The organism is Polaribacter sp. 2305UL8-11 (assembly GCF_058147165.1).
This window is the reverse complement of record NZ_JBYVJW010000012.1, coordinates 31,211-43,264: the sequence shown is the minus strand read 5'-3', so window position 1 is coordinate 43,264 and position 12,054 is coordinate 31,211. Positions and strand designations below refer to the sequence as shown.

14 protein-coding genes and 5 tRNA genes are annotated in these 12,054 nt (G+C 31.4%); all 19 read left to right on the top strand.

Features of this window, described 5'->3' with window-relative positions; translation table 11 throughout:
• Positions 1 to 64: 64 nt before the first annotated feature.
• On the top strand, positions 65 to 292 hold the full coding sequence (locus ACY2RW_RS11710) for a PspC domain-containing protein (RefSeq protein WP_490122912.1): 228 nt from the start codon (positions 65 to 67) through the stop codon (positions 290 to 292).
• Positions 293 to 295: 3 nt separating this feature from the next.
• Positions 296 to 1,294, top strand: coding sequence for a potassium channel family protein (locus ACY2RW_RS11705; protein WP_490122911.1), 999 nt, complete (start codon positions 296 to 298; stop codon positions 1,292 to 1,294).
• A 47-nt stretch (positions 1,295 to 1,341) separates the two neighbouring features.
• Entirely contained in the window at positions 1,342 to 2,241 is a 900-nt protein-coding gene (locus tag ACY2RW_RS11700) for an SDR family oxidoreductase (protein ID WP_490122910.1), read from the top strand.
• An 86-nt stretch (positions 2,242 to 2,327) separates the two neighbouring features.
• Complete coding sequence (locus ACY2RW_RS11695; protein ID WP_490122909.1) at positions 2,328 to 3,914, top strand: alanine/glycine:cation symporter family protein; 1,587 nt, start codon at positions 2,328 to 2,330, stop codon at positions 3,912 to 3,914.
• Between the two features lie 10 nt (positions 3,915 to 3,924).
• Positions 3,925 to 4,839, top strand: coding sequence for a helix-hairpin-helix domain-containing protein (locus ACY2RW_RS11690; RefSeq protein WP_490122908.1), 915 nt, complete (start codon positions 3,925 to 3,927; stop codon positions 4,837 to 4,839).
• A gap of 20 nt (positions 4,840 to 4,859) precedes the next feature.
• Positions 4,860 to 6,026 (top strand): acyl-CoA dehydrogenase family protein, encoded by a 1,167-nt coding sequence (locus ACY2RW_RS11685; protein WP_490122907.1) that lies wholly within the window; start codon positions 4,860 to 4,862, stop codon positions 6,024 to 6,026.
• Between the two features lie 449 nt (positions 6,027 to 6,475).
• Complete coding sequence (rpsU, locus tag ACY2RW_RS11680) at positions 6,476 to 6,673, top strand: 30S ribosomal protein S21 (RefSeq protein WP_088323159.1); 198 nt, start codon at positions 6,476 to 6,478, stop codon at positions 6,671 to 6,673.
• A gap of 184 nt (positions 6,674 to 6,857) precedes the next feature.
• The gene (locus ACY2RW_RS11675; protein WP_490122906.1) at positions 6,858 to 7,742 is read left to right on the top strand and encodes a tyrosine-type recombinase/integrase; all 885 of its coding nucleotides are present in this window, start codon (positions 6,858 to 6,860) and stop codon (positions 7,740 to 7,742) included.
• A 7-nt stretch (positions 7,743 to 7,749) separates the two neighbouring features.
• Positions 7,750 to 8,058 (top strand): ribosome hibernation-promoting factor, HPF/YfiA family, encoded by a 309-nt coding sequence (gene hpf, locus ACY2RW_RS11670; RefSeq protein WP_490122905.1) that lies wholly within the window; start codon positions 7,750 to 7,752, stop codon positions 8,056 to 8,058.
• A gap of 107 nt (positions 8,059 to 8,165) precedes the next feature.
• Positions 8,166 to 8,239: transfer RNA gene (locus tag ACY2RW_RS11665), tRNA-Thr, on the top strand.
• Between the two features lie 42 nt (positions 8,240 to 8,281).
• Positions 8,282 to 8,363 (top strand) — tRNA-Tyr (locus ACY2RW_RS11660).
• A 13-nt stretch (positions 8,364 to 8,376) separates the two neighbouring features.
• Positions 8,377 to 8,449 (top strand) — tRNA-Gly (locus ACY2RW_RS11655).
• Positions 8,450 to 8,579: 130 nt separating this feature from the next.
• Positions 8,580 to 8,652: transfer RNA gene (locus tag ACY2RW_RS11650), tRNA-Thr, on the top strand.
• A gap of 60 nt (positions 8,653 to 8,712) precedes the next feature.
• Complete coding sequence (gene tuf / locus ACY2RW_RS11645; RefSeq protein ID WP_462860672.1) at positions 8,713 to 9,900, top strand: elongation factor Tu; 1,188 nt, start codon at positions 8,713 to 8,715, stop codon at positions 9,898 to 9,900.
• A 77-nt stretch (positions 9,901 to 9,977) separates the two neighbouring features.
• A tRNA-Trp gene (locus ACY2RW_RS11640) sits at positions 9,978 to 10,050 on the top strand.
• Between the two features lie 18 nt (positions 10,051 to 10,068).
• Positions 10,069 to 10,266 carry a preprotein translocase subunit SecE gene (secE, locus tag ACY2RW_RS11635; RefSeq protein WP_490122904.1) on the top strand — a complete coding sequence of 66 codons (198 nt, stop codon included), beginning with the start codon at positions 10,069 to 10,071 and terminating at the stop codon, positions 10,264 to 10,266.
• Positions 10,267 to 10,268: 2 nt separating this feature from the next.
• Positions 10,269 to 10,820 carry a transcription termination/antitermination protein NusG gene (gene nusG / locus ACY2RW_RS11630; protein ID WP_490122903.1) on the top strand — a complete coding sequence of 184 codons (552 nt, stop codon included), beginning with the start codon at positions 10,269 to 10,271 and terminating at the stop codon, positions 10,818 to 10,820.
• 71 nt (positions 10,821 to 10,891) lie between these two features.
• Complete coding sequence (gene rplK / locus ACY2RW_RS11625) at positions 10,892 to 11,329, top strand: 50S ribosomal protein L11 (protein WP_490122902.1); 438 nt, start codon at positions 10,892 to 10,894, stop codon at positions 11,327 to 11,329.
• Between the two features lie 20 nt (positions 11,330 to 11,349).
• A complete protein-coding gene (gene rplA, locus ACY2RW_RS11620; protein WP_490122901.1) occupies positions 11,350 to 12,039 on the top strand; it encodes a 50S ribosomal protein L1 in 690 nt (229 codons plus the stop codon).
• Positions 12,040 to 12,054 lie beyond the last annotated feature (15 nt).

The following is a 12,054-nucleotide window of genomic DNA, read 5'->3' as shown; positions in this document are numbered from 1 at the left end:
TTTTTATTGTTAAGCCGAACTCAAATTATTATAAAATGGTATCTTTGAAATTAAAGAAAAAAGAATGAAATTTATAAATTCTATCAGACATTTTTTAGAAAGAAATGGTTTTGGAGTTTTTTCAAGATTTGCAGACAGGCTAGGAATACGTGCATTAAATGTACGCCTGTTTTTTATTTACGTTACTTTTTTTACAGTAGGTTTGTCTTTTGGTTTGTACCTTACTTTGGCATTCTTATTAAAATTAAAAGATATGGTTTATACTAAAAGAAGTTCGGTTTTTGACTTATAAACAATGAATTTACTAAAATCTAAAATTAATAAAACATTATTTCTCGTAATTTCTATAATTACAATAGGAACAGTTGGGTACATGTTACTTTCTAATTATTCTTTTGTAAATGCACTGTACATGACTGTTATAACTATAACTACAGTAGGTTTTGGAGAAGTGCAGCCATTTACATCTGAAGAGAAAATTTTTACAATTTTTTTAATTTTAACTAGTATTTCAGTTTTTGGTTATGCAGTTTCATCATTTTCAGAATATTTAGTAAGTGGTAGATTATTTGAACATTTTAAACATAGAAAAGTGGAAAAACAAATAGCAAATTTAAAAGGGCACACCATTGTTTGTGGTTATGGAAGAAATGGAAAACAGGCAATTTTAAAACTAAAAAACTACAATAAAGATTTTGTGGTTGTAGAAAAAGATAAAGAAATGTCTGAATATTTAGATTCAGAAGATTTATTAAATATTAATGGAGACGCAACTTTAGATGAAACATTATTAAATGCAGGTATAGAAAAAGCATCTTATTTAATAACAGCTTTACCTTCTGACGCAAATAACTTATTTGTGGTTTTAACAGCGAGTCAATTAAATAAGAATTGTAAAGTTATTAGTAGAGCTTCAAACGAATCTTCTTACAGCAAATTAAAAATAGCTGGTGCAGATAACGTAATTATGCCAGATAAATTGGGTGGAAATCACATGGCATCTTTAGTAACCACACCAGATGTAATCGAATTTGTAGACAGATTAACTATAGAAGGAGAAACTACTGCAAATTTAGAGGAGATTGATGTAAATGAGTTGCCAAAAAAATACTTAAATAAAACTATTTTAGATTTGGATTTAAGAAGGCAAACTGGCTGTACAGTAATTGGTTATAGAAATCCTGATAAAGATTATATAATTAATCCTGAAGCAAATGTTAAGTTAATAGAAGACTCTCACTTAATAGTTTTAGGAAGACCAGAACAAATTATAAAATTAAGAGAATTGTTTTAGGATACTGTTGTTTTAAATGGACAAAAATCTCATAATTATAAAAAAAAATGAATAAAGTAATAATTACAGGGAGTAATGGTTTGCTTGGCCAATCATTATTAAATTTATTATTAAAAGAAAAAGAAAAATACGAAGTTTTTGGTTTCTCAAGAGGAGAAAATAGAAGTGGTAGAGAAGATTTTTCTTACATTTCTATTGATATTACTGATAAAGAAAAACTAAAAAGTTCGATTTTAGAGATTCAGCCAAATTTTATCATCAACACAGCAGCAATGACTCAAGTAGATGATTGCGAAATAAATAAAGAAGCTTGTGATTTATTAAATGTAACTGTGGTTAGATGGTTGGTAGAAATTTCAAAAAAAATCAACGCACATTTAATTCATATTTCTACAGATTTTATTTTTGATGGTAAGAAAGGCTATTACAAAGAAACTGATACTCCAAACCCATTAAGTTACTATGGTTTGTCTAAGTTGAAATCAGAAGAAGTTTTAACAAATTCTACTATAAACTTTACAATTCTTAGAACTATTCTGGTTTTTGGGAAAGTGTTTGATATGAGTAGAAGTAACATTGTACTTTGGGTAAAAGCAATGTTAGAGCAAGAAAAAGAAATAACCATTGTAAACGACCAATATAGAATGCCAACTTATGTAGAAGAGTTGGCAATGGCTTGTAAAATTTCTATGGATAAAAAAGCAACAGGTATTTATAACATCTCCTCAAAAGAGTTGCTAAGTGTTTATGAAATTGCGCAACAAATTGCAGATGCTTTTCAACTAGATAAAAACTTTATAAAACCCATAGCTACATCAACTTTAAATCAAAGAGCAGCAAGACCAGCAAAAACAGGTTTCGATTTAACAAAGACAAATAAAGAATTAGATTTTTATCCAACATCTTTTAAAGAAGATTTACAAAAATTTAAAGAAACCTTAATATAAAAATCATATTTAACGCTTAAAAGTTGTCAAAAGTTCAATTTTTTATGATATTGCGAACCGATAATTATAAACTAACTAATTACATTATGAAGAAAAAACTTCTTTCATTGTTGCTTTTAGCAGCACCATTATTAACATTTGCACAAGAAAAAGGATTAGATCAACAGATAGATGAGGCATTTGGTAATGCAACTGGCTGGTTTGTAGATATTGTTTTTTATCAAATACCATTTACAGATACAATCAGTGTATATTGGGTGTTATTTCCGTTAATTTTAGGAGCATTATATTTTACTTTTTATTTTAATTTTATCAACTTTAAAGGTTTTTTTACATCTATAAATATTGTTAGAGGTAAATATGATGATTTAGAAGGAAGAAAAGACCATAAAGTAGAAATCGCAAAATCAGAGTTTACAGGCGAAGAAGATAATCCAGATACTATTAGAGTAGAAGGTCATGAAGGAGAGGTTTCTCACTTCCAAGCACTAACAGCAGCATTGTCTGCAACTGTTGGTTTGGGTAATATTGCAGGTGTAGCAATTGCAGTTTCTATTGGTGGTGCAGGTGCTACTTTTTGGATGATTATTGCAGGTTTTTTAGGAATGGCATCTAAGTTTGTAGAATGTACATTAGGTGTAAAATATAGAGATATAGAAGCAGATGGAACCGTTTATGGTGGGCCAATGTACTATTTAACAAAAGGATTAAAAAACAAAACTTTAGGAAAAATATTGGCAGCATTATTTGCAATCTTTGTAATTGGAGGTTCTTTTGGTGGAGGTAACATGTTTCAGGTAAACCAAGCGTTTCAATTAGTAGAGAATATAACTGGTGGTAAAGAGTCTTTCTTAAACGGATATGGTTGGGCTTTTGGTATAGTAATGGCAGTATTAGTAGGTGTTGTTATTATTGGAGGAATCAAAAAAATAGCAAAAGTAACAGACAAAATTGTGCCTTTTATGGTGGCAATTTATGTAGCAGCATCTTTATATGTAATTTTCTATAATTACGATATGATTGGTGAAGCGTTTGGTCAAATTTTTAACGGTGCATTTAGTCCAGAAGGAATTGCAGGTGGAGCAGTTGGAGTTTTAGTACAAGGATTTAGAAGAGCAGCTTTTTCAAACGAAGCTGGTATTGGATCTGCTTCTATTGCGCATTCAGCAGTAAAAACAAAATATGCAGCAAGTGAAGGAATGGTTGCGTTATTAGAACCATTTATTGATACTGTTGTGGTTTGTACAATGACAGCTTTAGTATTAATTATTACAGGAAATGTAGCTGCAGAAAATGCTTCTTTAAATGATGCACAAGCAATTTTATTAACTTCTGGAGCATTCGAGTCAGCGATTTCTTGGTTCCCTTATGTATTAACAGTTGCAGTTGTATTATTCGCATTTAGTTCTATGATTTCTTGGTCTTATTATGGTTTTCAAGGTTGGGTATATTTATTCGGAAGATCTAAAAAAATGGAATATACTTATAAAGTAATTTTCTGTATCTTCGTAGTAATTGGTGCTGCAGCAAGTCTAGGTTCTGTAATTGGTTTCTCAGATGCCATGGTATTTGCTATGATGGTTCCTAATATGATTGGTTTGGTAATTTTAGCTCCAAAAGTAAAAGCAGAATTAGCCAAGTACATGAATGCTATTAAAAGTAGAGAAGCGTAAAAAGTAATTTATGAAAATATTTAAATCCCATTTCTGGTATAACAAAAACCAAAGAAATGGGATTTTTTTATTGGCAATTCTTATTATCACCTTACAATCTTTTATTGTTTTTGGTGATTTTTCTTCCGATGAAAAAATAGAAAAAGATTCGCCACAAATTTTAGCATATCATAAACAGATAGATAGTTTAAAAACCATAGAATTAGAAAACCGAAAACCAAAGATTTATCCATTCAACCCTAATTATATCACAGATTATAAAGGTGAGCAATTAGGAATGTCTTTAGAAGAAATTGATAGATTATTAGCATTTAGAGAAAAAAATAAGTTTGTCAATTCTAAAAAAGAATTTCAACAAGTAACAAAAATATCAGATAGTTTACTCAATAAAATTGCACCTTATTTTAAATTTCCAGATTGGGTTGTAAAAAGAAACCAACAAAATTCAAAACGAGGAGCCATTTCGAGTGAAGTAGAGAAATCTAGTTATAACAATTCTTATAAAAAGAAAGCAATAAAATTATCAACTACAGACATTAACAAAGCAACAGCAGAAGATTTACAAACAATCAGTGGAATTGGCCCAGCTTTTTCAGAAAGAATTATTAAGTATCGTTCTAAATTACAAGGATTTTCTTTCGAAAGTCAACTTAATGAAGTTTGGGGCTTAGATAAAGAAGTTGTTCAAAAAGTACTTTCAGTTTTTAAAATCATAGAAAAACCGATTATTAAAAAACAAAATGTAAATACAATAGAATTCAAGCAGTTATTAAAAAATCCTTATATAGATTACGAACTCTGTAAGAAAATTTTTAACTATAGAGATGAAGTTGCAGAACTTCAACATATTTCAGAATTAAAAAATATCGATGGTTTTCCTTTAGAAAAGTATGATAGAATAGTCTTATATTTGGTGGCTGAATAAACAAACAAATTTCAAGCCTAATGAACAGTATGTATTTTACTGAAGAACACGAATCTTTTCGTGCAAGTTTCAAAGAGTTTTTACAAAAAGAGGTAGTACCTCATATAGAAAAATGGGAAAAAACAGGAACCATAGAACGTTTTATATGGAAGAAATTTGGAGAAATGGGTTATTTTGGTTTGAATACTCCAGAAGAATTTGGAGGTATGAATCTAGATTTATTTTATACAGTTATCTTTTTAGAAGAATTGCAAAAAATTAATTCTGGCGGATTTGCAGCAGCAATGTGGGCACATGTATATTTAGCAATGACGCATTTGAATAAAGAAGGTAACAATTTTCAAAAGAAAAAATATTTAGCACCAAGTGTAGAAGGAGACTTGGTTGGTTGTTTATGTATCACAGAACCTTTTGGTGGGAGTGATGTTGCAGGAATGCGATCTACAGCAATCAAGCAAGGAGATAAGTATATTTTAAATGGTTCAAAAACCTTTATTACAAACGGAGTCTACTCAGATTATTTAATTGTTGCAGCAAAAACAGATCCTTCAGACAAATATAAAGGAATCAGCATATTTGTTGTAGATAGAGATTCTAAAGGAGTATCAGCAACCAAATTAGATAAATTAGGTTGGAAAGCATCAGATACAGGAGAAATTGCTTTTGATAATGTAGAAATTCCAGCAGAAAATTTAATGGGAGAAGAAGGTAAAGGGTTTCCATACATTATGCAACACTTTGCTTTAGAGCGTTTAATAATGGGTGTAAATGCACATGCAAGAGCAGAATTTGCAATGGATTATGCTATTAAATATATGGAAGAAAGAGTTGCTTTTGGGAAGTCTTTAGACAGATTTCAAGTATTAAGGCACAAAATTGCAGAAATGGCAAGTAGAGTAGACATGTGTAAAGAATATAATTATTCAATTACCAAGCGTTTAAATGACGGTCAGTATGTTGTAAAAGAGGCAAGTATGTCTAAATTATTGTCAACAAAAATGGCAGACGAAGTTATTTACGATGCGCTGCAATTATTAGGAGGTTATGGTTATATGGAAGAATATCCAATGGCTCGTTTACTAAGAGACAGTAGATTAGGTCCTATAGGAGGAGGAACTTCTGAAATCCTAAAAGAGATTATCGCAAAAATGGTAATTGATAAAAAGGAGTATAAACCAGCAACTTAGTTTTTTTTGATTGCCCTTTTGCGAAAATTATTTTCAATTATCGCAAAAATGGTAATCGATAAGAAAGAATACAAACCAGCAACATAGTATATTTAGTTTCAAAGTTTCAAAAGCTGGAAAATTTTATTTTTGCTAACAACTAACAACTAACAACTATTTAGGGCGTTTCCTAAAGGTCGGGCTTTCCATTATATCTTTTTTATACTGAATTTAGTTCAGCATCTTTCAATTTAAAAAAAGTAAGTAAAATAATCAAAACAAATATCGAATCGAGTTTAGCATAAAAAAGGATGCCATTTCAATCCCTAACGCAAACCACTTTATAAAAGAAATTGCAAAATTAAATTGTAATTCATAATTAATATTTATCTTTGCAGTCCAAAAACTATAAATCAACAGTTTAACTGTTTAAAAATATTTAAGATACTTATGAAGGGAGGTGCCAACTTATGTTAATTATACCAATTAAAGAAGGAGAAAATATAGATAGAGCTTTAAAACGTTACAAAAGAAAATTTGATCGTACAAAGACTATGAAAAACTTGCGTAACAGAAAAAACTTTACAAAGCCATCTGTTGCTAAGAGAGCTCAAAGAATTAAAGCATCTTACGTTCAAAAATTAAGAACACAAGAAGAAGTAGGTTAGTGAAACTCAATTTTTACAAATCCAAAAGACGAAGTAAAAATTACAAGTTAAACTAATTCTGATAGAATCAGAATCTAATTCTTAAAAAATTAAATCTCGTATCAATTTTTGATACGAGATTTTTTTATGCATAAAATTTTGTAATTTTACTAACCACTAACCACTAACCACTAACCACTAACCATTGATAAACGCATTTTTAGAATATTTGTCTTTAGAAAAAAAGTATTCTATACATACAATAACAGCGTACAAAAACGATTTAATTTCTTTTAGAGATTTTTTGGTTACGGAGTATAATCAAGAAAACGTATCTGAAGTCAATTATAGTCAGGTTAGAAATTGGATTGTTTCTTTAGTAGATTTAAAAATATCAAATAGAACCATTAATAGAAAAATAAGTTCTTTAAAGTCGTTTTATAAATTTTTACAAAAAACACATCAAATTACTGTAAACCCACTTTCCAAACATAGAGCGCTCAAAGTAGAGAAGAAAGTACAAGTTCCTTTTAGTCCAAAAGAAATAAATGCAGCAATTAATGAGTTAGAGGTAGACAACGATTTTACATCAATTAGAAACAAATTAATTGTAGAGCTTTTTTATTCCACAGGAGTTAGAAGAATTGAACTTATAAATATAAAAGAAAAAGATATTAACCTTTCGGATCAGACCATTAAGGTTCTAGGAAAAAGAAATAAAGAAAGGTTTATTCCTTTGTTAAATTCTGTAATTCAAACATTAAAACAATATCTAGACTTAAAGCAAGAATTTTCAACAGGTTTAGAAGAACTTTTTATTACAAAAAGAGGAAATAAAATATACGAAACTCTTGTTTACAGAATTATAAATTCTTACTTTAGTAGAGTCTCTTCAAAAGAGAAAAAAAGTCCTCATATTTTAAGACATTCGTTTGCTACGCATCTCTTAAATGAAGGGGCAGATTTAAACTCAGTTAAAGAATTGCTAGGGCATTCATCTTTAGCTTCCACTCAAGTCTATACACATAATAGTCTTGATGCCATAAAAAAAGTGTATAACCAAGCTCACCCTAGGAGCAATAAAAAATGAATGAAGTATGAAAGTATTCACACAATCCGTAAACTTTAATGCAGACAAAGAGTTAATCAAATTCGTAGAAGAGAAAGTTTCGTCATTAACAAAATTCCACGATAAAATTGTAGATGCAGAAGTTTTTTTAAAAGTTTTAAATACAAGTGATAAAGAAAATAAATTAACAGAAGTAAAAATAAATATTCCTGGAAGCGAATTAATTATAAAAAGAGAAACAAAAACCTTTGAAGAAGGTGTAAATTCTTCGGTAGATAACCTTAAAAGACAATTAAAAAGATCAAAAGAAAAACACAGAGATTCTTTGATTTCATAAAAAGAGAAAAAAAAGAGAAAAAATAATTACAAAAAGTTTTAGATTATAAAAAAACTTTATACATTTGCAATCCGTTAGAAATAGCGGGTTGTTTTTTTGCAATAAAAGCCGATGTAGCTCAGCTGGCTAGAGCAGCTGATTTGTAATCAGCAGGTCGTGGGTTCGAGTCCCTCCATCGGCTCAAAAACAATAAAAAATAAGTTCATTAAAATAGTAAATTACAGGGGAGATACTCAAGCGGCCAACGAGGACGGACTGTAACTCCGTTGACTATGTCTTCGCAGGTTCGAATCCTGCTCTCCCCACAATTTACATTTTGCGAAAGTAGCTCAGTTGGTAGAGCGTCAGCCTTCCAAGCTGAATGTCGCCGGTTCGAACCCGGTCTTTCGCTCAAAGAGTTTTGTTGTAAAAAAGAATTTAGTTTTATACTTTATTTTTTTAGCAGCAAATAGATGGGGTTAGGAGCTTGTGTTTAGCGCAGTCGAAGTAAATCCTGTCTTTCTCAAATTAATACCAATAAAGCCGGTGTAGCTCAGTTGGTAGAGCACATCCTTGGTAGGGATGAGGTCGTGGGTTCAAATCCCATCGCTGGCTCAATTAATACGTATTATTAGACACTAAATATATTTAAACTAAGAATTAAAATCAATAATTATGGCAAAAGGAACTTTTGACCGTTCGAAACCACACTTGAATATTGGTACTATCGGGCACGTAGATCACGGTAAAACAACTTTAACTGCGGCTATTACTAAAGTATTAGCTGATGCAGGATTCTCTGAAGCTAGATCTTTTGATCAGATTGATAATGCTCCAGAAGAAAAAGAAAGAGGTATTACAATTAATACTTCACATGTAGAATATCAAACAGCTAATCGTCACTATGCTCACGTAGATTGTCCAGGTCACGCGGATTATGTAAAGAACATGGTAACTGGTGCTGCTCAAATGGATGGTGCTATTTTAGTTGTTGCTGCAACTGATGGTCCTATGCCACAAACTAGAGAGCACATCTTATTAGGTCGTCAAGTAGGGATTCCTCGTATCGTTGTTTTCTTAAACAAAGTAGATATGGTTGATGATGAGGAGCTTTTAGAATTAGTAGATATGGAAGTAAGAGAATTGTTATCTTTTTATGAATATGATGGAGATAATGGTCCTGTTGTTTCTGGTTCTGCTTTAGGGGCTTTAAATGGTGAGCAAAAATGGGTTGATACAGTTTTAGAATTAATGGAAGCTTGTGATACTTGGATTGAAGAGCCATTAAGAGAGGTTGATAAAGATTTCTTAATGCCTGTTGAAGATGTATTCTCAATTACTGGTCGTGGAACTGTAGCTACAGGTCGTATCGAAACTGGTATTGCTAATACAGGAGATGTTGTAGATATTATTGGTATGGGAGCAGAAAAAATGTCTTCTACTATTACTGGTATTGAAATGTTCCGTCAAATCTTAGATAGAGGTGAAGCTGGAGATAATGCAGGTATTTTATTAAGAGGTATCGCAAAAGAAGATATTAAAAGAGGTATGGTAATCTGTAAGCCAGGTTCTGTAACTCCACATGCTAAATTTAAGGCAGAGGTATATGTTCTTAAAAAAGAAGAAGGTGGACGTCATACTCCATTCCATAACAACTACCGTCCGCAGTTCTATGTGAGAACTACAGATGTTACAGGTACAATTAACTTGCCTTCAGGAGTTGAAATGGTAATGCCAGGAGATAACTTAACAATTACAGTAGACTTAATTCAGCCAATCGCATTAAATGTTGGTTTACGTTTTGCAATCCGTGAGGGAGGTAGAACTGTTGGAGCTGGTCAAGTAACTGAATTATTAGACTAAATTCAATTAGTTTATTAATTAATAAATTTAAAGGGTGTCCCGTTTTTACGGGACGCCTTTATGAATAAATAATAGAGACGGGTTTAGCTCAGTTGGTAGAGCACTGGTCTCCAAAACCAGGTGTCGGGGGTTCGAGTCCCTCAATCCGTGCAAAATAAAATAAGTAAGATGAACTTTATACAATATATCAGAGATTCTTTTGACGAATTAAGTAATCACATGACGTGGATTTCTAAGGAAGATGCGCAAAAAACAACTGTAACTGTTGCAGTTTTTACAATTTTATTCGCATTAGCAGTAGCTGGTATAGATTATGTTTTTCAAACGGGATTAGATAACTTTTTTGAAATGTTTAAACCAAGTTAATTATGGCAACTGATTCAGTAATGAAATGGTATGTTGTTAGAGCCATTGGTGGACAAGAAAATAAAGTAAAAGCATACATTGAAACAGAAATTTCTAGAGTTGGATTATCAGATTATGTAAGTCAGGTTATCGTACCAACAGAAAAAGTTGTTCAAATTAGAAATGGGAAAAAAGTTAATAGAGAAAGAGTTTACTTTCCAGGATATATTATGGTTGAGGCGAATCTTTCAGGAGAAGTTCCTCATGTTATAAAAGCAATTACTGGTGTTATAGGTTTTTTAGGTGAAACAAAAGGTGGAGAACCTGTTCCTATGCGTAAATCCGAAGTAAATAGAATGTTAGGTAAAGTTGATGAACTTTCAGTTCAAGATGAAAACATTGCTATTCCTTTTAATACTGGTGAAACTGTAAAAGTTGTTGATGGTCCTTTTAATGGATTTGACGGAACTATTGAAAAAGTATATGAAGAAAAGCGTAAACTTGAAGTAATGGTTAAAATATTCGGAAGAAAAACACCATTGGAATTAAGTTATATGCAAGTAGAAAAGATATAATTGTTACACAAATATATATACCGATTTATTTTTTGGCTTCCAACTTAAAATAAATCATTAAACATTTAAAAATGGCAAAAGAAGTTAGTAAAGTAGTTAAATTACAAGTAAGGGGAGGCGCAGCGAATCCATCGCCGCCGGTCGGACCCGCTTTAGGAGCTGCTGGTGTTAACATTATGGAGTTTTGTAAACAGTTCAATGCAAGAACGCAAGACAAACAAGGTAAAGTTTTACCTGTTGTTATTACTGTTTTCAAAGACAAATCATTTGATTTCGTCGTAAAAACTCCTCCTGCAGCAGTTCAGTTACTAGAAGCGGCCAAAATTAAAAAAGGTTCAGGAGAACCAAACAGGAAAAAAGTAGCATCTGTTACTTGGGATCAAATTAAAGTAATTGCAGAAGATAAAATGGTAGATTTAAATGCCTTTGAAGTTTCTTCAGCAATGCGAATGATTGCAGGTACAGCTCGTTCTATGGGATTAACAGTAAAAGGTAATGCACCTGCATAAACTTTATAAAAAGTAGTAAAATGGCAAAATTAACAAAAAAGCAAAAAGAAGCTTACGCTAAGGTTGATAAAACTCAATCTTATGATTTAGCAGCTGCTTCAGCGCTAGTCAAAGACATTACTAATGTAAAGTTTGATGCATCAGTAGATTTAGCAATTCGTTTAGGAGTTGATCCACGTAAAGCAAACCAAATGGTTAGAGGTGTAGTAACACTACCTCATGGAACTGGTAAAGATGTAAAAGTTTTAGCATTAGTAACTCCAGATAAAGAAGCAGACGCTACAGCAGCAGGTGCAGATTATGTTGGGTTAGATGAGTACCTTCAAAAAATTAAAGGAGGATGGACAGATGTAGACGTAATTATTACCATGCCTAGTGTAATGGGTAAATTAGGTCCTTTAGGAAGAATTTTAGGTCCTAGAGGTTTAATGCCTAACCCAAAAACAGGTACAGTAACAATGGATGTTTCAAAAGCTGTTCAAGATGTAAAAGCTGGTAAAATCGATTTTAAAGTTGATAAAACTGGTATCGTTCATGCTGCAATTGGAAAAGTATCTTTTGATGCTAAGAAAATTGAAGAAAATGCAAACGAATTAATACAAACAATTATTAAATTAAAACCAACAACCGCAAAAGGTACTTATGTAAAGAGCGTTTACATGTCAAGTACAATGAGTCCTTCTATTGAGGTTGATGTGAAAGCTGTTTAATACGTTAAAACTTAT

What these genes read in the sequence shown, in the direction of transcription:
- ACY2RW_RS11710 (WP_490122912.1), top strand. Translation starts at nt 65, where the DNA reads ATGAAATTTATAAATTCTATCAGACATTTTTTAGAAAGAAATGGTTTT.
- ACY2RW_RS11705 (WP_490122911.1), top strand. Translation starts at nt 296, where the DNA reads ATGAATTTACTAAAATCTAAAATTAATAAAACATTATTTCTCGTAATT.
- ACY2RW_RS11700 (WP_490122910.1), top strand. Translation starts at nt 1,342, where the DNA reads ATGAATAAAGTAATAATTACAGGGAGTAATGGTTTGCTTGGCCAATCA.
- ACY2RW_RS11695 (WP_490122909.1), top strand. Translation starts at nt 2,328, where the DNA reads ATGAAGAAAAAACTTCTTTCATTGTTGCTTTTAGCAGCACCATTATTA.
- ACY2RW_RS11690 (WP_490122908.1), top strand. Translation starts at nt 3,925, where the DNA reads ATGAAAATATTTAAATCCCATTTCTGGTATAACAAAAACCAAAGAAAT.
- ACY2RW_RS11685 (WP_490122907.1), top strand. Translation starts at nt 4,860, where the DNA reads ATGAACAGTATGTATTTTACTGAAGAACACGAATCTTTTCGTGCAAGT.
- rpsU (WP_088323159.1), top strand. Translation starts at nt 6,476, where the DNA reads ATGTTAATTATACCAATTAAAGAAGGAGAAAATATAGATAGAGCTTTA.
- hpf (WP_490122905.1), top strand. Translation starts at nt 7,750, where the DNA reads ATGAAAGTATTCACACAATCCGTAAACTTTAATGCAGACAAAGAGTTA.
- tuf (WP_462860672.1), top strand. Translation starts at nt 8,713, where the DNA reads ATGGCAAAAGGAACTTTTGACCGTTCGAAACCACACTTGAATATTGGT.
- secE (WP_490122904.1), top strand. Translation starts at nt 10,069, where the DNA reads ATGAACTTTATACAATATATCAGAGATTCTTTTGACGAATTAAGTAAT.
- nusG (WP_490122903.1), top strand. Translation starts at nt 10,269, where the DNA reads ATGGCAACTGATTCAGTAATGAAATGGTATGTTGTTAGAGCCATTGGT.
- rplK (WP_490122902.1), top strand. Translation starts at nt 10,892, where the DNA reads ATGGCAAAAGAAGTTAGTAAAGTAGTTAAATTACAAGTAAGGGGAGGC.
- rplA (WP_490122901.1), top strand. Translation starts at nt 11,350, where the DNA reads ATGGCAAAATTAACAAAAAAGCAAAAAGAAGCTTACGCTAAGGTTGAT.